The sequence below is a fragment of the Citreicoccus inhibens genome (genome assembly GCF_019039035.1).
GTDB lineage: Bacteria > Myxococcota > Myxococcia > Myxococcales > Myxococcaceae > Citreicoccus > Citreicoccus inhibens.
In genome coordinates, this window is sequence record NZ_JAHNZT010000020.1 from 16,695 (window position 1) to 34,211 (window position 17,517).

The 17,517-nt window shown below is 66.9% G+C and carries 15 protein-coding genes; 6 read left to right on the forward strand and 9 right to left on the reverse strand.

Annotation, left to right across the window (positions count from 1 at the left end; all coding sequences use genetic code 11):
- The first annotated feature begins 409 nt into the window (after positions 1-409).
- Positions 410-868, forward strand: coding sequence for a GNAT family N-acetyltransferase (locus KRR26_RS22185; RefSeq protein WP_217080742.1), 459 nt, complete (start codon positions 410-412; stop codon positions 866-868).
- 15 nt (positions 869-883) lie between these two features.
- Here the strand turns inward: KRR26_RS22185 and KRR26_RS22190 are convergent, their stop codons facing one another.
- Complete coding sequence (locus tag KRR26_RS22190) at positions 884-1,282, reverse strand: cytochrome c oxidase assembly factor Coa1 family protein (RefSeq protein WP_147423098.1); 399 nt, start codon at positions 1,280-1,282, stop codon at positions 884-886.
- 170 nt (positions 1,283-1,452) lie between these two features.
- Here KRR26_RS22190 and KRR26_RS22195 point away from each other — a divergent pair, with 170 nt between their 5' ends.
- A complete protein-coding gene (locus tag KRR26_RS22195; RefSeq protein ID WP_217080743.1) occupies positions 1,453-2,811 on the forward strand; it encodes a hypothetical protein in 1,359 nt (452 codons plus the stop codon).
- 22 nt (positions 2,812-2,833) lie between these two features.
- Here the strand turns inward: KRR26_RS22195 and KRR26_RS22200 are convergent, their stop codons facing one another.
- The 7 genes from KRR26_RS22200 to KRR26_RS22230 form a co-directional block, all read right to left on the reverse strand.
- Complete coding sequence (locus tag KRR26_RS22200; RefSeq protein ID WP_120210601.1) at positions 2,834-3,703, reverse strand: YopT-type cysteine protease domain-containing protein; 870 nt, start codon at positions 3,701-3,703, stop codon at positions 2,834-2,836.
- Positions 3,704-3,822: 119 nt separating this feature from the next.
- Positions 3,823-5,973 carry an ATP-binding protein gene (locus KRR26_RS22205; protein WP_120210600.1) on the reverse strand — a complete coding sequence of 717 codons (2,151 nt, stop codon included), beginning with the start codon at positions 5,971-5,973 and terminating at the stop codon, positions 3,823-3,825.
- Between the two features lie 12 nt (positions 5,974-5,985).
- Positions 5,986-7,167 (reverse strand): hypothetical protein, encoded by a 1,182-nt coding sequence (locus KRR26_RS22210; RefSeq protein WP_120210599.1) that lies wholly within the window; start codon positions 7,165-7,167, stop codon positions 5,986-5,988.
- Positions 7,168-7,169: 2 nt separating this feature from the next.
- A complete protein-coding gene (locus tag KRR26_RS22215; protein WP_217080744.1) occupies positions 7,170-7,904 on the reverse strand; it encodes an ImmA/IrrE family metallo-endopeptidase in 735 nt (244 codons plus the stop codon).
- Positions 7,901-8,284 carry a hypothetical protein gene (locus KRR26_RS22220; protein ID WP_233577515.1) on the reverse strand — a complete coding sequence of 128 codons (384 nt, stop codon included), beginning with the start codon at positions 8,282-8,284 and terminating at the stop codon, positions 7,901-7,903. Before KRR26_RS22220 ends, KRR26_RS22215 begins: the two co-directional genes overlap by 4 nt.
- Positions 8,277-8,870, reverse strand: coding sequence for an RNA polymerase sigma factor (locus tag KRR26_RS22225; RefSeq protein WP_120210597.1), 594 nt, complete (start codon positions 8,868-8,870; stop codon positions 8,277-8,279). Before KRR26_RS22225 ends, KRR26_RS22220 begins: the two co-directional genes overlap by 8 nt.
- 198 nt (positions 8,871-9,068) lie before the next feature.
- A complete protein-coding gene (locus KRR26_RS22230; protein WP_217080745.1) occupies positions 9,069-9,995 on the reverse strand; it encodes a helix-turn-helix transcriptional regulator in 927 nt (308 codons plus the stop codon).
- A 400-nt stretch (positions 9,996-10,395) separates the two neighbouring features.
- Here KRR26_RS22230 and KRR26_RS22235 point away from each other — a divergent pair, with 400 nt between their 5' ends.
- The 4 genes from KRR26_RS22235 (at position 10,396) to KRR26_RS22250 (ending at position 16,201) form a co-directional block, all read left to right on the forward strand.
- Positions 10,396-11,523 (forward strand): metallophosphoesterase family protein, encoded by a 1,128-nt coding sequence (locus KRR26_RS22235; protein WP_217080746.1) that lies wholly within the window; start codon positions 10,396-10,398, stop codon positions 11,521-11,523.
- On the forward strand, positions 11,520-14,264 hold the full coding sequence (locus tag KRR26_RS22240) for an AAA family ATPase (RefSeq protein WP_217080747.1): 2,745 nt from the start codon (positions 11,520-11,522) through the stop codon (positions 14,262-14,264). Before KRR26_RS22235 ends, KRR26_RS22240 begins: the two co-directional genes overlap by 4 nt.
- 332 nt (positions 14,265-14,596) lie before the next feature.
- Entirely contained in the window at positions 14,597-15,409 is an 813-nt protein-coding gene (locus KRR26_RS22245; protein WP_217080748.1) for a GNAT family N-acetyltransferase, read from the forward strand.
- Positions 15,410-15,490: 81 nt separating this feature from the next.
- Positions 15,491-16,201: an iron-containing redox enzyme family protein gene (locus KRR26_RS22250; RefSeq protein WP_120210592.1), complete on the forward strand. Its 711-nt coding sequence runs from the start codon at positions 15,491-15,493 to the stop codon at positions 16,199-16,201.
- 53 nt (positions 16,202-16,254) lie between these two features.
- Here the strand turns inward: KRR26_RS22250 and KRR26_RS22255 are convergent, their stop codons facing one another.
- Positions 16,255-17,337 (reverse strand): helix-turn-helix transcriptional regulator, encoded by a 1,083-nt coding sequence (locus KRR26_RS22255; RefSeq protein WP_199723965.1) that lies wholly within the window; start codon positions 17,335-17,337, stop codon positions 16,255-16,257.
- Positions 17,338-17,517: the final 180 nt, after the last annotated feature.

Genomic DNA, 17,517 nt, shown 5'->3' on the forward strand with positions numbered 1-17,517 from the left:
AGGCAGGGGAGGAGGTCCGCTTCATTCCGAGGTGGGACGCGTATCCCGCGACGGGAAAGGGAAGGCCCGCCGCAGCCTGCGGTCTGTCGAGTGGTGCTGCCTGGGTCAAGGGCGCTGGCTCGTCGTGGATGTGCAGGTGACCCGTGGGGCGGCTAGGGCGTGTCCGCAACCGAGAGCCAGCCGCGAACAGCGACGATGAGGAGCGAAGGCGCGGCTGATGGGAGCGAGTGGGGAGGCCCACCTGCACGCGATGCTCCTGGCACCCGTCGCGCACGCTGGTGCCGCTGTAGCTCCTATCCCGACGAGGGCGTCCGTCAGGCTTCGGAGGCCTTCCGCGAGCGACGGGGCAGCGCGGTGCGCGGCCGCGAGGAACGGTGAGTGGCGGCGACACATCCCGTAGTCTCCGGGCATGCCCCCCGTGACTTTCCGAATCGCCACTGCCGCCGACCTGCCCAGCATCCTCGCGCTGCTCGCGGACGATGCCATCGCGCGCGCACGGACGGGCTACACCGAAGCACTGTTGCCGTCCGTGCAAGCGGCGTTCGATGAGATCTCCGCGGATCCAAACAACGAACTCATCGTGGGAGAGCTGGATGGCGAGGTCATCGCCACGTTGCAGCTCACGTACATTCCGGGCCTGAGTCGGGGCGGGATGCGGCGGGCGCTGGTGGAGGCGGTGCGCGTGCGCTCCGACCTGCGAGGCCGCCGCATCGGTGAGGCGCTGATGCACGACGCGATGGCGCGTGCGCGTGCGCGGGGCTGCGGAATGATGCAGCTCACCACGGACAAGCGCCGCGTGGAGGCCCACCGCTTCTATGCGCGGCTGGGCTTCACGGCGAGCCACGAAGGCATGAAGTGCCCGCTCTGATGGGCGCGGAGGGGCCTACTCCCCGACGACGTTGATGACCGTGCCGTCGTGCGCGACGACGCGGAGCCGATTGAAGCCCCACAGGCCACTGGTCTGGACGCCATTCACATACAAGACAGCGTCTTGTCTGGGGCCCGAGAGGCCAATCTCCATCACCGCGACGCCATTGTTGCCCTGGGACTTCATGTTCGCCTTGAACATGAAGTCTGAACTGACAGGGCTGCCCAAGGCCGCGGTGACTTGTCGGTGATTCCGTACGCGCTCGACGGCCTGTTCGTAAGGACTCTCGCTGCGGATATAGAGGAAGCCCGCGAGGCCGCAACCTCCGCAGAGCAAAGGGACTCCCAAGGCGGCCATCAGGATTCGGGGGGCCCAGGAGCTGTGAGGCTGCGTGCCACGCGCGATTCGTGCCATGAGCTGCACCTCCAGCCTCGACCATACACGGACGCGTCCAGGTTGGGACCACCCAAGCCTCGCCCGGGGCCCTCGCGACGGCTCCTGGTCGCGGACGCTCAGGGACGACTTGGGGTTGCCCAGTAGACTGCTAGAGTCCGGGGTGACACCGCACGCAGCAGGGGCCCAGGATGATCATCGTCTACCAATCGCTGGAATCGACCGGGAAGAAGGAAGACTCATTCGGGACAGCGCTGATGGGCAACTCCTTCAAGCACCAGACCCAAGCCAACGCGGGCGCGGTCTTCTCCCTGGGGACGGACCGCAAGCGTGACTACAAGAGGCCCGTCTACCAGCGCGACCTGAAGAAGATCACCTATCCCACGTCGACCATCCAGTTCGCGACCCAGCAGGAATCCAAGAACCTATCGAGTGCCTATTTGGGGCTCCTGGGGCCGGAGGGCCAACCCACGACTCAGAGCAAGGCGGAACTGCGTGCTTTCCTGGAAGGCGTGATTGACACCATCAAGAAGAGCACGATGAACCGGACCCAGTCGCGGGGCGACCTTCCCAGTGCGCGGGTGCCAGACCTCATCGTGTTGGGCGAGGCTTTCACGACGGACATCGAGGAGGACCTGGGCGTGAAGTCCGTGGGCGGCTACGAGATCGTCACGGGCATGAACCCCACGGGGGATTCGCGCCACCGGTTCGTCGTCTTGAGGAACGAGCACTCCCGCACCAGTCTGGGCGACGTGGAGTTCTTCCCCTACTTGCTCACCTCCGACGATAACAAGGACGAGAACGCTCGCTGCGTCATCCTGAAGGTCATGGGCTGGGTCATGGCGTTCGTGCACACGCCGAACAGCATCTGCAATGACGGTCTCCGAGTCCTCCGCTACTTGAAGAACAATGCCAGGGAGGCTACGGAAACGGAGGAACTCGACCTGGTGATGGGCGACACCAACCAGAAGAAGAGTGACTTCGTTTCAGCCACGCTGAAGAACCACCTGGGTGGCGGGGACTGGGTGACGAGCGTGCTGGATGAAAAACAGGAACTCGTGGGGTTCGGCGGGCACGATACGTTCAGCATCTCGGGGACAAACAGCAACTACACGACCCACTTCGACATCGCGTGCTCTCGTCAGGTGACCGCGGTCATCAAGGATGGCAAGGCCCATGCGTTTGACGAGGGCGACCCCAACGTCGAGCCCGTGTTCGTGTTCCATGGGTTGACGGACAAGCACACGGAGCTCAAGGGCAAGGCCTATGCCTACAGCGACCACAATGGCGTCATCGTAGAGGTGCTGCGCTGGAGGAAGCGTGAGCTGGCGCTGCGCGAAAAGAAGCGCCGCGCGGAGATTGTCGCGGCGCACTGCCCGGACTGTCGGCAGGTGTTGACTGCTCTGGATAAGATCGCGCGCAAGCACGTGACCTGTCCTCGCCAACCCCTGTCCATCCGTTGGAATCCTATCGGGGGAGGCGCCGAGGACGAGGCGCCCACGCAGCCGCTCAAGAAGCGGCGATCCGATCCGTCCTCGGGGACCCTGTAGTTCGGCGTGGCATGAGGGATGCTCAATCCGCCGTGAGCCAGGAGATGACGAACTTGTTCATCTTGGGGTACTTGTCCTCCATCAGCTTGGAGAGGTCCTGACTCAGCGTGTTGAGATTGCCATTGCCCTCGAAGACGCCGTAGTTGGGGTCGAAGAGCGAATAGGTCCCTTTGCCCTCCGTGTACAGGGCGATGGAGTGCGCGCCATCCCCATAGAAGCCAATCTCGAACATCGCGGGAGCGTCTCCTGTCAGCATCACGAGCTGACTCGCAATCGTACCCGCGTGTGACCAGTTCAGGGTGTCGGCGAAGAGGGTGCGCTTCTTCTCGACCTTGAGGTCATCGACGACGACCAGCTTGAGCGTCATGGCGAAGACCTTGCGCATGATCTGCTCCGAGAACGTTCCCGTATCGCCGTGGAGCTGCTCGTCCTCGGAAGCGAACATCCGCTGGAGCTGGCCCTTGGCGCCGCGCTCGCGCAGGACCTGCTCGCGCCGCTGCGCACGGAGTTCCTGGAGCCGCGCGAGCAACTGGATGTGCAAGTCGGTTTCGTCGGTGGTCAGCTGATTGATCATCCCCTGGAGGCCCGAGATGGCGGGGACGAAGCTCTCCGCGGCGATGCGCGCTTGGTCAACCTCGGTGCGCAGCTCCTTCTGGAGACGGCTTGCCATCTGTGTCTGGGTTTCGAAGTCCACCCAGAGCTCGCGAAACTTCCCGCCGTGCAAGAGCTTGGAGATGCTCCCCGCGTTCGTGTTGCCCGCGCTCCGCAGCTCCAGCCACTGGAGCGACAAGATGAAGCAGATGCCGCGGAACTTGTACTTCTCGATGATGCTCGCCTGTTTCTCGAAGAAGGCGACCTGGGTCTGATTGAACGGGCACTGCGCCTTGCGCATCGACGGGCTCCTACCGCGGGGCGTGAAACACGAAAATCGATGCTCGTGTGTTCACCGTCGTGGGTCAAGGCGCGCGGCCCTGGGAGCCCGTCGATGCCTACTCTGCGTGCGGGGCATCCTCAATCAACGAGCAGTCGCTTCACGGGCGCGGGGTCGATGGCCACCATCAAGGGCCGCGTGAAGTTGCTGAAGGAGACGAGGGCCTGACCGGGGGCGAGCCGGGTGACTCGGTTCCAGAGGCTCTCGTCGATATTGCCCACCGTGCGCTGCATCCGGGAGATGACCGCGCTGTCGGTCATCTTGTGGATGATGAAGTTGTTGAGCAGGCCGAGCACCTCGTTGGGCAGGTGCTGGGGGAGCTGGGTGACGAAGACCAATCCCAGCCAACGCTTGCGGCCACGCTTGGCGATGCGCGCCACCTGCTCGAACAACACGGGCATCTGGCTGATGCGGCTGGCGGACAGGAACTCGTGTGCCTCCTCGATGATGATGAGCACGGGCGTGACGGCCTGCTCGCGGGCGTTCGCCTTCTCGTAGCGCGCCTCCTGCGCGTCCTGGATTCCTCGCAGGATGTCCGCGATGACCAGGTTGTTGAGCTGGGGCGAGTCCGTGTCCGACAGGTCGACGACGGACACTCGGCCTGGCGCGAGCATGGCGCCATAGGCGACCCCTGGGATGTTGCCCACGTCGAAGATGTTGAGCCGCCGGAGCCGGTGGAGCTTGCTGGCGAGGGCCTTCCAGCTGATTTCGTGCTTGCTGCTCTGAGCCATCACCCGGCTCATGACGCGGCCGGGGCTGGCCTTGAACTCACTGAAGAGTGTAGGGCCGTGCGCCGCCGCGACGAAGCCGTCATCCGGAGCGGCTCCGTCCAAATCTCCGAGTCCGTCGAGCAAGGACTCCTTTCGCTTCGACGTGGAGCGCGAGCGACTCTTGGATTCGGCGCGGCCCTCGTCGCTGAGGCTGTAGATGTAAGCGCTGACGACATCCAGCACATGCTGGATGGTCATCCGAGGATAGCCCGTCGACAGCTCGTCCACGTCGAGCGCCTCGCGGCGGTCCTGCTCGCTCTGGGGATAGATGCCGAAGTCCTCCAGGAGCAGCTTCGTGACGTCGTAGGCCTTGAGGAAGCGCTCCTGCTGCGCGTCCGACATGTCCAGGATCTCCGCCAGGGCGTAGGGCGAGAGGCTGGAGAAGTTCAGCGAGAACCGGTGCAGGTTCTTGTGTTGGGGATTGCGGCTGGAGCGGCCGGCGAGGTGGTGGATGTGCAGGTCGCGAACGCCCTGGGGCCGCAGGCTCCTCCGTTTGAGGGCCTCCAGCATGGCCGCGTTCTCCGTGGGCTCGTCCACGCGCGTGTACTCACCTTCCACGTCGAACACGACGATGGCGATGCCTTCCTCCTGCGCGCGGTGGATGAGCGTGGCCACGGTGGTGGACTTGCCGCCGCCCGTGGTGCCGAGGATTCCGGTATGCCGCGGCAGGATGCCCTTGTCGCGTGCGTTGAGCCGCGCCTCCATCCGCTCATAGCCCACCACGACGCCGAGGCAGAGGTCGCCACCCACGCCGAGCACGCGCTCGCTCTCCGCGTCGTCCAGGACGAACACAGGGCTCTGGGGGCGCGGCCGGAAGCGAGGCGGCTTCAGCGTTCCTTCGACCTCCTCGCCCAGCAGCTCCACCTCGGCGCGACCGTGATAGTCGAACGTATAGGTGAGCTTCTTCCCGTGGGTGACCACGCCAATGGCCATCGTCGAGTTGGCGGGGACCGCGTTGGGTTCCGCGAAGGGCCCTCGGACCACGACGCCGAGATAGGCCCTGCCGTCCTCCCGCGACTTCACCCGCACGAGCGTTTGCGACGCGAGCAGGTGGAGGTCATCGCGCGTGAGCAGGACGGTCAGGAGATTGTCCGCGCTCGAGGACGTGTCGAAGTGCGTGAAGCCCGCGGCCTGCTCCAACTCGGGATCGAGCCGCGGCGTGGTCGTGTCGTTCCGCATCTCATCAAGGACGGCGCGGGCCTCGGGCGGCGTGGTGCGGATGACGTCCGGGCGGGGGGCTCTCGCGGTGGGGGGCACCACGGGCGGCGGCGTCTGCGGCACGTTCCGGGGCGCGCTCCCGGGCCCCTCCGCGACAGTCCGAGGTGACTCGCTACGAGGTCCCCCCACTACCTGGAACGACGGCGCACGACCGTTCAGACCTGAATGGGGTGCGCCTCTCCCGGTCTCGAACTCGAACACTCCATTGCTGGGCGGCCTCGGCCCCTTCCCATCCGTGTTCATGTCGCTCCCCCGTTACCGGCGCGTCGTGCGCTCGCTGAAGAATTGAAGGTTGGCTCCGGCCTGGGCATAGGCGTCATGGACCAGCCCGAGGAACCCGTCGTCGCCAAAGGCGCTGCGGCACGTCATCTCCGCGACGTCGAGCAGCATCGGGAAGCCCCGCTCGGGGCGCAGCATGCTGTCCGCCATGGCAACCCACGCGGCCTCGTGGACGTGCTCGCGGTGGGCGTAGAACAGCCGCGGCGCGGAGTAATCCGAGACGCGATAGAGCCCCTTCACGATGCTGGGGGTCGAGTCGCGAACGAACTGCCAGGCCATCCGCTTGCCCTGCGAGCCGTACTCCCAACCCTCGACGATGTCCTCGCTGTCGCTCTGGAGCGTCTCCAACAGACAGTACTCGCCCGCGTCGAGCGCGAACCCCATGGTCAGGAATCCCCGGTCATGGAGCGCGCCGGAGACGAAGACGAACTTCTTGTGCTCGTGAATGAGGCGCTGCAACACCGACAGCGAGCAGCGCAGCAAGCTGGCGTAGCCCGAGCCCGAGAGCAGCTCGTGTGCACACGGGTTCCCCAATCCCATCCGCCACTCCGCGGAGGACTTGGTCAGGAGCGCGAGCCGTTCGGCATAGGTCCGGATGCCCCGACACGCCATGCGCGACATGGAGTCCTTGGGCCCCTTGTAGCGGTTCTGCCGCATCTCGATGAAGTCCTTTGCCTCCTGCAGCGGGCTGGCGGCGCGCGAGGACATCTCCTTGCGGAACAGCCGCTGCGAGAAGGCCCCCGTGGTGCCCTGGTAACCCACGATGCCGACCCCGAGCTGGGAGATGCCGATGGGCAGACTGTCATGCGCCGCATGGCTTCCCGCCACCGCGTCGACCTTGCCTCGGAACAACAGCCGCTCGTGGATGAGGGAGATCTCCTCGGGGGTGACCTTGTAGACGCCCGCCTCGGGCAGGGCGCGGGTGCGAGTCCCCAGCTTGGGGAAGATCTCGGACCGCACGGCCGCGCGCAGGCGCCCCTCCTTCTGGACCGCCGTCGCGATCTCCTGGCGGAAGCGCTCCATGACCCGGTCCAGGTCTAGCCCGGTGGACCAGCGGTCGAGGTCCAGCGTGGAGGAGATCTCCTCGCCAAATGCTTCCCGGTAATCGTCATCCCCAAACATCGTGTCCGGCACTTCAGGCGGAGCCCCTCGCGACATGTCTACTCTCCCTCCACTCCCAGGAATTGATCGATGGAGAAGCGTGGAATGCCCAGGCGTCTGCGCAGCCACAGGACGTAGGGCGCAGCCATTTCCCAGGGGAGCCCGAAGCGGAACACCAGCCGACCCCGGACCTCGTTGTCGGGCAGGTCATCGCTCACGAGCGGTGCGGCCAGCGCGGCGGGCGCGAGCAACTCCAGCGCCAGCAGGTCCGCGTGGTGCTCCGCCTCCATCACGGCTCGCCGGGTGAGGAGTCCCGAGGTGTCACGGGTCATCAGGCTCTGGGGCTTGCTCAGCGGAATCCGCTCGAACAGCGCCGTCACGACCTCATCGTCGGTCGGCGCGCGGTCCCCATCGAGGACCGGCAGGATGGACTCTCCGAAGACGCGAACCGCCTTGCGTCGAGGCAGCCACTGCTCCAGCACGAAGTGCGAAAGCTCGTGCGCGACGGTGAAGCGCGTCTCGGGCCGCTCCAACGTGCTGTCATAGAAGAGGACGCCGTGGCCGCGATTCGCGACCATGCAGCCTTTCATCCCGTGAGAGTCCTCAGCGACAGGGTGGTGGATGCCCCGGCGACGGAGCCACTCGCGCATGCGCCCCGGGGTGAGCTTCGGCAGCGCGACCGCCTCGACGAGCAGAGGTGACCAGTCCAACTCGAGCAGGAGGTCGCGGGGAAACTGGGTGGGGGCCGCCAGGCCGCATTCACGCGTGGCCTCCTCCAGCCAGTCCCCGGTCATGGCGTGGGCTCGTCATCGTCGCCGCGGTCGATGCGGTCCCTTGCCGCGAGCTGAATCCTGCTGGTTCCGGTCTGCTCGTCGCGGGTGGACATCGCCAGGGTCGCCATGATCTCCACGTGGCGGAGAATCCTGGCGAGCGAGAGGGGCGTCACGCCGTGGCGCTCGGCGATGGCGGTCACCTGCTCCCTGCGGGTGTCGCCCTCGGGCTTGCGGCACAGGGACATCCACAGGAGTGTGTCGCGAGAGCAGTTCAGCTCACGGGCGAGGTCGTCTGGGCTCAGGCCCTCCAGTTGGCGGTATTGCTCGAAGACGAAGGCCAGGGTCCAGGTCTCGCTTTGGCCACGCCGCGCGGCGTGTTCGAGCCAGTCGGGGTTAGACATCGGAGTCCTCCTTTCGGAGTCGCCCCAGCACCTTCATGAGGCGGTCTCGGTTCCGCTTCACCTCGCGCCGGCGGACGGTCTCCTCGGACTCAGGGAGGCCCATGGCTTCCGCCAGGACGTGGGTGGAGCGCTCGCCCTCCATGACGAGTTTGATGACGTGATGGTCCGTCTCCGTGAGCGGTTGCTGTGCCAGTCGGTCCGCCATGCGTCGCGCCTCCACGGTGATCTCCAAGCTGTCCTTCGGAGGCATCGCGCGAAGTTCGAAAACTCCCCCGTATTCCTGTTCTCGGCGGTGGCGCGCCGCGTTGGAGCGGTACCGGTCCACGGTGCGCTTGCGGGCGGCCTGCGCCAGGTAGATGTGCAGGCGTGCCTTGTCGGGGACGTACCGCTCCGGGTCGTTCAGGTACTCGTAGATGACGTCGATGGTCGCGTCGCGCGCATCCTCCTGAGATTGCCCCGGCCGCTTGCTGAGCCCCGCGATGATGGGGTCCATGAAGACCTTGAAGACGTCCTCCCAGGCCAGTGAGTCGCGTGCGAGGACGCGCTCGTGAAGTGCCTGCTCCTCCGGTTGCGATGGAAAGCTCATCCCCACTCCTCGCCGGGATCCTCATGCCCGCTCGCGGTTGGACTGCGTGATGTGTGTTCCTTCGTACCCGTCCCGATAAGTTCGACGGAGGTGGGCAGGTGTCGTGCCTCCACGGTCTGGGAGGAGCGCGCTCGCGGGCTGCACCTCCCGGGTGGAGCGCGTGGAACTGGACGCGAAATCAGCCGACGCAGAGAAGGCTCAAATCGGTCGCATCAACTTCGCCGCTTGATAGAGGAAGTCGGTTCGGTTGTCACAGTTCAGCCGGTCCTTGCTGAAGATGTTCTTGACGTGGGTCTTCACGGTCTCCCGGGTGAGCTGGAACTCCGAGGCAATCTGCTCGTTGTTCCAGTTCCGGAGGATGGCTTGGGCAATCCGGACCTGTGACTTGGTCAGGCGCCGCCGCATCTCATCGGGGAGGGGGAGCGCGCTGGGCAGCTCATGGAGCAGCAGGGCCCACACGGGAGGGCCTCCGGATTGGGGCAGCTCGATGAACTTCACCACGCGGCAGGTGTCGTCGTACGTCCGGGCCCAGACCGCGTTCTCCAGCCGCTGCTCCCCGCTCATTCGGGTGAGCGCGTCCAAGCGCTCCACGAGCACCAGCGGAAGTCCGGAGCCATGAAGCTCGGAGCGCTCGAACCATTTGCCCAGCAGGGCGGCGGCGTTGGGAGACCGGAGCCGCTCGCGAGCAGGCGGCTCGACCACGAGATAGGCCGCATCGGGAGGTTCGTGAAGCTTCTCCGCGAGCTGGGACCGCGCGAACGCGCCTTCCATCGCGCGGCAGTTGCGCACCGTCTGCGTCAGGTGCGGCAGCAGACTGGTGAGGAGGGCCTTGGCTCGCTCCACGAAGGAGTGCCAATGGTCGCGGGCGAGCGAGGTGTCTCCCGGAGCCTCCGGCTGGACATCCACCAGGACCGCCATCGCGTGTTCCAACTGGACCGGCCCCTCCCAGGAGGGCTCGGGGAGCTGTCTGGGCAAGGTGATGTGCGGTCCCACGGCGTCCGCGGGAATCAATTCCAGGAGGAGGACTCGGACCTTCTCCAGGACGACGGAGAGAATCTGCGGCGTGCTGTTCAGCGCGGCGATGACTCGATTCCTCAGGGCGAACTCGCGAGTATCGAACTCCATGGATGCGTGCCTCCGTCCCCATCTCGCGGTGGTTCATTCCGCGGCCGGTTCAAGACTGCCATCCCTCTTAAGGCGCCTGCGCTGAAGCTGTCCCTACCACTCTGAGGGTAGGGAGGGGATTGGACGGCCTGGGTTCCCCGCCTGCTCCTGCACCCCAGGCCCGTAGTCGATCCTATCCATGTGCAATGGACAGTGACCAGCCCCCCCGTGCGCTTGCATGTGTTGGCCATGGGATGGGTGCGTCGTCACTCGGTGGGTCGGAGCGCAACGGAATGTCTCTACCCCTTGCGAGGTATGTCCCGGGTCGCCCGCTACCGATACGGTCCGCGGGATGCTGGCGCCTGTGTATTCGCCGGCCTTCACGTCGCCGCGTTGGGTGTTCGCGGCCCACCGGTGAGGCATGGTCAAGATTCTTCATTCCGCGGACTGGCAGATGGGGTTGCGGGCTCGCCACGTGGCGGACGTGGCCGCGGCCGTGCGCGAGGCGAGACTGGCGGCGGCGCGCAATGTCATCCAGGCGGCGAATGCGAAGCGCGTGGACGCGGTGGTGCTCGCGGGCGACATCTTTGAGGACAACCTCGTTGAAGACCGGCTCGTCCACGCGGTCCTGGGCATCCTGGCGGAGTGTCGTTCGCCTGTGTTCATCCTCCCGGGCAACCATGATGCGTTGACGCCGGATGCCGTCTACCGGCGCGCGTCGTGGAAGCAGCGCCCCGCTCACGTTCGTGTGTTGGATACCGATGCGCCGGTCCCCATTCCAGGGACTCCGGCCGTGTTGCTCGCCGCGCCCTTGCGGCAGAAGAAGGGGATGAAGGACCCGACCTCGGTCTGGTGTGAACAGCCGAGGGCCGAAGGCATCCGCATCGGAGTGGCGCATGGCTCGCTGCGCATTCCCGGGAAACACTCGGCGGATGACTTCCCCATCGGCCCCGACGTGGTGACCCGAGCGGGGCTCGACTATCTCGCGCTCGGACACTGGCATGGCCAATACATCCACGAGGAGCGCGCTGCCTACGCGGGGGCCCACGAGACGACGAAGTTCGACGAGCCAGGAGCGGGGCGGGCGCTGCTGGTGGAGATCGCCGCGAGGGGGGCGTGTCCAGACCTGACGCCCGTACCGACTGGAACGCTGCGCTGGGGGGCCCTCGACCTGGACCTGGGGGAGGGGATGGAGTCGGAGGCGCAGCGGGCCCGTGCGTGGGTGGCGAAAGAGGGCCCGCCCGAGACGCTGTTGCTGCGCATCCGGACCCATGGAGTCGCGCCCGAGGAAGCCACGTCGCAGTTGGAGGGGCTTCGTGAGGAGCTGCTGGGGCGAGGCGTCTTGTCCGTCGTCGTCGAGAGACGGGATGCGCCGAGGGCGGAGGTGGAGGGGCGGCTCGCGGAGATCGCGGCATCGAGCCCGCTGGTGGGGGCGCTTCTGGAGGGACTGGCCCAGCCCCTGACACCTGGGCTCACGGGTGAAACGGAGGCGGGACGGCTCGCGGCCCGCCGGCTGCTGTCGGAATTGGTGCTGGAGGCGTGGCGATGATCGTCCGCCGCCTGCGGGTTCAGCACTTCCGTTGCTTTCGCAACCCGGTGGAGCTTGCGGGGCTGGGGGTGGGGGTTCATGTCGTCCACGGTCCGAACGAGATGGGGAAGTCGAGCCTCGTCCTCGCGCTGGCACGCGCACTGTTCGACAAGTACTCCACGAAGGACCGAGAGGTTCAGAACCTGCGGCCATGGGGGACAGAGCTGTCCCCCCGCGTGACGGTGGAGTTCGAGGCGGAGGGCAAGCGCTACCGGTTGGAGAAAGGCTTTCTGGACGGCGCCTCGAGTTGCCTGGATGAGTGGACAGGGGCGCGCTTCGAGCGGCTCGCGGACTCGCAGGCCGCGGACGAGCAGGTGCGGAAGTTTCTCCTGGCGAGCGGGGCGACCGTGGGGGCGACGAAGCTGGGGCACTGGGGACTGGCGCGGTTGCTCTGGCTGAATCAGTCCCCCGAGCGCTACGAACTGCCCACGTTGGACTCCTCGCTCAAATCGCGGCTCATGGAGGCCGTGGGTGTCGTCGCGACGAGCGAGCCGGAGCAGCGGTTGTTGGCGGCGGTGGACGCCGCCTATCACCAGTTCTACACGCTGAAGGCGCGGAAGCCGGTCGCGGACAGCGCGCTCGAGAAGGCCGCGGCGGAGGTGGCCTCACTCGAAGCGCAGGCGAGGGCGCTACAGGCCCGCCAGGAGGCCGCCGCGAGGCATGCCCGCGCCATCGAGGATGCAGGGGATGCGCGGACCCGGCTGGCGAAGGAGCGGGATGCTCTGGAGGCCCAGGGGGCCCAGCTTCATGAGCGCGTGGCGCAAGAGGCGAAGTTGGAGCAGCAGCTCGCGCTCTGGGACAAGGATGTCGAGCGACAGCGGCAGGAGTGCGCGGCCTTGTCTCGAACGCAAGAGGACTGGCTTGCGTTGAAAGCAGACGTGGCTCGGCATGAGGCCATCGCGGCGGCGAAGGAGCCGGAGCTCGGCCAGGCGAGGGAGGCGTGGGGAAAGGCGGAGGCCGCGTGTCGCGCGGCACGCGAGTCCTGCCGAGATGCGGTCGATGCTCAGGAGGCGTGCGAGCAGCGGGAGGCGCGCGGGCGACTCCTGGCGAAGGCGCGCCAAGCGCTGGCGGAGCAGCAGCGGTTGGAGGGACTGCTCATCCAGGCCGAGCGCCTGGAGGGCGTCGTGGAGACGCTGCGGAGAAAGGCCGCGACGTCGAAGTCCGTGTCCGAGGCCGATGTGAGGAGGGTGGAGGACGCCGAGCGGCAACAGCGACAGGCGCAGGACCGCCTGGAGGCCCAGGGCATCGAGGTGCTCTTCGTTCCAAAAGGCTCGCAGCGCATCGAATGGGAGACGCAGGGACATGCGCAACATCACACGGTGGCCAAGGGGGAGCAGAAGCGCTTCGCGGGAGTGAGCGCGGCCAGCCTGCGCATCGAGGGCGTGGGCGAGGTGCGGGTGCGCACGGGGGCCGAGGAGATTGGGAAGCTCCAGGCCGAGGTGGAGAAGCACCGCAAGGAAGTGTCGCGCCGGCTTCGGGAGCACGACGCGAGCACCTTGGAGGAACTCCGCGCCCGGTGGGAGTCACGCCAGGCGCTGCTCCAGGAGCAGGAGAAGCACACGGGGGCGCTCACCGCACTCCTGGAGGCCGCTGACGTCGAGAGCGTGGAGGTGCTTCGGGCGCAACAGCGAGCCCTGGCAGGGCAAGTGGGAGCCCTGGCGGGGCAGCTCGACCTCGGTGTGGAGTCGCTGCGGACGTATGTGTATCCGGAACCCACCGCGCTCGCGGAGGAGCTGAAGGCGCGCAAGCAAGAGGCCCGGGTGAGGGCGAAGGTGAAGGACGAGGCGGAGGCCTCGGCTCGACAGGCGGAGGGGCGGCTTCAGGCTCTCACGCAAGCCCGCGATGGCGCGCGCCAGACGGCTCGAGCCTTGATGGTGCGGCTGGAGGCCCAACTCGAGGTCGCGGGGATGTCTCTGGCGCAGTGCTCGGCTCGGCTCAATCAGGCGGGCGAACGGCTGGCGCGCTTGGAGAACGGACGGAAGGAGTTGCTGTCGCAGCTCCCCCGTCCCGAGGCTCGCGCCGCCACGCAACATCGGCATGTCCAGGAGACGTTGGCGCGAGTCCAACGAGCGGAGACCTTGGAGCGGGAGCGAATCGTTCGCGAGGAAGCGCTCCTCGGGCAGGCGGCGGAGGATGGGGTGTACTCGCAGTGGGCGGAGCTGGAGGAGCGGCTCGCCATGGCGACCGAGGTGCACGCACGACTCAAGACTCGGGCCGAGGCCGCGGAGCGGCTGCGCATGGTGGTTCGCCACTGGTTGGAGCAGGTGGACCGGACGTTCGTGGCCCCCATCCAGGAGGCGGTTCGAGCACGTCTGGCGTACCTGCGGCCCTCGGTTCGGGCGGAGCCGTTCGTCTTGGAGGCGGGGCTCAGTGGGGCGTCAATGCAGACCCTCGGTGGAGACAGGGCCCTGGGGAGCTTCTCCTGGGGCATGCAGGAGCAGACCTTGTTCGCGCTGCGGTTGGCCCTGGGCGAGGTGCTGGCCAGGCAGGGGCGCCGCGCGGAGCCGCAGTTGGTGGTGTTGGACGATGCGTTGGTGAATACGGATGCGGGTCGCCACCAGCGCGCGCTGGAACTCATCGAGGCGGCGGGGGAGTCGCTTCAGGTGCTCATCCTGACGGCGTTTCCGGAGCGCTACCGGAGCCTGCGCGGGTCGAAGGAGTTCGACCTGCGCGCCTTGGTGGAAGCGTCCGAGTCGACCTGAGCCCGCGGGCTCGTGCTCACGCGGCCAGCTCGCCCCGCGCATTCCGCTCCTCGTCTTGAATCGCCAGCGACGTGCGGAACTCGGCGGCCTCGGCGAGCCGGGTGAAGGCTCGTCGAACGCAGGGCCTCACGAACAAACTCCAGGCGGTGCTCGTGCTCCTTGGCTGAGGCGAAAGCACAGGCGGCCTGCCGACGCCGAACGAGCACCTCAGCGTGTCCGGATGTTCGTTTCGCGCCAGATACACACGGCCGGCTCGAACTTCAGCCTGTGGCCCCGAAAGAAGGTGCAGAGGCGGCAAGACACCGACCTCGTTTCGCTACCAGGAGAGTCCTATGTCGTGCAGACAATGGCGCTGGCGGGTTGCCACCACCCAGCGCGAGATGGATGACGCGGCCCGTATCCGCTGGTCGGTGTTCGGAGGAGAGCTGGGGTTGCTGTCCGGAAAGGCGTCCCCCTCGAGGCGTGAGGTGACGTGCTTCGACACGCTCGACACCACGCTGCATGTCAACGTCTACGCTGGCTCCGAGGCCGTGGCGACCGTCCGGCTGCTGTTGCCCAACGCGGAGGTGGCGGCGAACGCGGGCGGGACGACCGGGCTCGACATGGAGCAGCGCCTGGACCTCTCCGGCCTGTTCGGGCCGGAGCGCGTGTTCGCCGAGCCCTCACGCTTCTGTGTGCTTCCGCAGTGGCGGCGCTCGGAGGCCCTCGCGTGGCTTCAAGCAGGGCTCTATGCCGAGAGCCGGCGGCGCGGCGTGACACACTGGGTTGGGTCCGCCAACCTGGAGACGGACTCGCATGACGACGCGCGGCTGTCCTCGCGGGTGGCTGCGTCCAAGGGCTGGGTGAGCCCGCGCTGGCGGGTGGAGGTGCCTCACCCGTCGCAGGCGTCGGCCCATCCTCGCAGCCCTTTCTACTCGGCCGCGGAGCGCGCGCAGGCGGAGCAGGGGCGGCTGGAAGGGCTGCGACTGCCCAAGGCGCCGCTGCTCTTCGCCAAGAAGCTGGGCGCACGCTTCATCGCGGAGCCGCTCTACGACGCCTACTTCGATTGGTTCACGCTGCCGCTCGTCGTCACGCTCGATGAGATGCCGGCCGCGACCCTGGCTCGCTTCCAGGCGCTGGACCCAAGCGTGAGCCCCGCCGTCTAGGCCCGGGGCAACACACCTTCCTTCCTTTCACTTTCAACCCGCAACAGCCAGGCGCCAGCCGCGCCAGGACAGGAGACGTACGTGCACACTCAGACGCAGAATCAGACGGGGACGCAGTGGGTGGCGGTGCTGGACGAAGAGGCGCGAGGCCTGGTGGCGGCGGTGGATGCGCACCCCGATGCCAGCCGCCTCTTCAATGGCACCATCGACACCGCGGGCTACATCCACTACCTCATCCAGACGTATCACTATGCCCGCTGGAGCACGCCAATCCTCGGCGATGCGGGTGTGCGGCTGAAGCGCTCGGGGCGCAACCCGGAGCTGGCGGAGCTGCTCATCCAGAAGGCGGGAGAGGAGCGGGGCCACGAGCGGTGGTTGCTGTCCGACCTGAAGAACCTGGGGTGCTCGCGAGCGCAGGTGGAATCGGCGACGCGCAGCTCCGCGGTGGATGCCTACACCGGATGGAACTTCTTCACGTCGCGCTCGGGCGTGCCGACCGCGGTCCTGGGGACCGCGTATGTGTTGGAGTACCTCTCACAGACGCGGGCGGGAGTGGGGGCCGCGCGCTTGCTGGAGGTCGCGGCCATTCCCAACATCCACAAGTCGGTCACGTTCCTGCGCAGCCACGGCGAACTCGACGGCGACCACGTGGACGAGATGGCGCGAGTGCTCGGAGGGCTGACGGAGCCGGAGGACCGGGAGGCAATCCTCCTGTCGGCACGAGTCGTCCGCAACCTCTACCCGAACATCTTCCGCGGGGAGGCGCCCATCCGCTATCGGCTCGCGGGATAGCGCCAATCCCACGCATCCGCGCCGTGGCCTCGCGCGGATGCTGGCCTCGGGGCTCAGACGGGCCGGTTGAGGCGCGCGGCCTGATAGATGAGGTCCGGGCGGCCGTCGACACCCAATCGGTTGCGTACCTCTCGCATGTGGGTCTCCACGGTGTTCTCGGAGATGCGCAGCTCCTCGGCGATCTGCGCGTTGCTCCAGTTGCGCAGCGCGTACTCCGCGATCTTGGCCTGCTGGGGCGTCAGCTTGCGCCGCATCGCCACGGGGAGCGGGATGGAGATGGAGAGCTCGTCCATCAAGAGGGCCCACTGCCGGGGGCCCTCGGACGCGGGCAACTCGATGAATCGGACCGAGCGGTAGACATCGCCGTGGAGGGTGACCCAATGGTCTCGGCCATGGCGTGACTCCGGGGGCATGCGAACCAGGGCCGCCAGTTGCTCTTCGAGCACGTGAGGGAGGCCCGAGGAGGAGAAATCAGACGGGGTGAACCACCGCTCCAGCAGGGTGGTCGCGTACTGGGACCGCGCCACCTCATGCGCGTGGCGAGTCACGATGACGAACGCCTTGTCGGGGCGGTCATAGAGCCCTTCCAGGAGGCGCGCGCCGGTGGTGTAGGACTCGAAGTCCGTGCAGTTGCGCACCGCATCCCCAATGGTCTCGGTGACATGGGCGAGCTTGTTGGCGCACTGCGCGGCGAACGCGCGGCGTCGTGTCCGGTAGAGCGCGAGCGCGCAGACGAAGCCCGGACGAAGGGGGAGGAGGACGGCCATGACGTGCTCCAGGCCCAGTCCCAGCTCGCGGCTGCGCTGATAGAGGAGGTTGTGGTCGTACTCCTTGCGCGACAGCATCTCTGGATCGCGGAGGACCACGCCGGGCCGGGCGAAGATGGGTGGCCGGACGAAGTCGTGGTCAGACAGGTGGGTGTACTCCGCCATGAGGGGGATGGGAGAGCCCGGGACGAGCCACTGAAAGCTCAGCTCCGGTGTGACCCGCATGAGGCACATGGCGACGGCGTCGGCCGGAACGAGCTCCAGGAGGGGCGCTCGCGCCGCTTCGAGCACGTCCGTGAGGGACAGTGAGCTGTGGAGGGTCGTGATGACCCTCTCCCGGAGCATGATCTCCTGGGAAGTGAGCGTCATGGAACGGAGCATCCGCTTCTCCTGGTCAAGCAACCCCAGTGGTTCGCATGTGGGACCCTCTTCATAGGTCTGTGCTGAAGAATTCGCCCTAACTCCCTGGAGGTATTGCGCGAACTGCACAGATAGGGCATGCGCCGCAGGCAGCCTCGCAAGGCTGCCAGACAGGTGGACACACGCGCG

Coding starts and splice junctions, on each gene's coding strand:
- KRR26_RS22185 (WP_217080742.1), top strand. CDS start 410: ATGCCCCCCGTGACTTTCCGAATCGCCACTGCCGCCGACCTGCCCAGC.
- KRR26_RS22190 (WP_147423098.1), bottom strand. CDS start 1,282: ATGGCACGAATCGCGCGTGGCACGCAGCCTCACAGCTCCTGGGCCCCC.
- KRR26_RS22195 (WP_217080743.1), top strand. CDS start 1,453: ATGATCATCGTCTACCAATCGCTGGAATCGACCGGGAAGAAGGAAGAC.
- KRR26_RS22200 (WP_120210601.1), bottom strand. CDS start 3,703: ATGCGCAAGGCGCAGTGCCCGTTCAATCAGACCCAGGTCGCCTTCTTC.
- KRR26_RS22205 (WP_120210600.1), bottom strand. CDS start 5,973: ATGAACACGGATGGGAAGGGGCCGAGGCCGCCCAGCAATGGAGTGTTC.
- KRR26_RS22210 (WP_120210599.1), bottom strand. CDS start 7,167: ATGTCGCGAGGGGCTCCGCCTGAAGTGCCGGACACGATGTTTGGGGAT.
- KRR26_RS22215 (WP_217080744.1), bottom strand. CDS start 7,904: ATGACCGGGGACTGGCTGGAGGAGGCCACGCGTGAATGCGGCCTGGCG.
- KRR26_RS22220 (WP_233577515.1), bottom strand. CDS start 8,284: ATGTCTAACCCCGACTGGCTCGAACACGCCGCGCGGCGTGGCCAAAGC.
- KRR26_RS22225 (WP_120210597.1), bottom strand. CDS start 8,870: ATGAGCTTTCCATCGCAACCGGAGGAGCAGGCACTTCACGAGCGCGTC.
- KRR26_RS22230 (WP_217080745.1), bottom strand. CDS start 9,995: ATGGAGTTCGATACTCGCGAGTTCGCCCTGAGGAATCGAGTCATCGCC.
- KRR26_RS22235 (WP_217080746.1), top strand. CDS start 10,396: ATGGTCAAGATTCTTCATTCCGCGGACTGGCAGATGGGGTTGCGGGCT.
- KRR26_RS22240 (WP_217080747.1), top strand. CDS start 11,520: ATGATCGTCCGCCGCCTGCGGGTTCAGCACTTCCGTTGCTTTCGCAAC.
- KRR26_RS22245 (WP_217080748.1), top strand. CDS start 14,597: ATGTCGTGCAGACAATGGCGCTGGCGGGTTGCCACCACCCAGCGCGAG.
- KRR26_RS22255 (WP_199723965.1), bottom strand. CDS start 17,337: ATGACGCTCACTTCCCAGGAGATCATGCTCCGGGAGAGGGTCATCACG.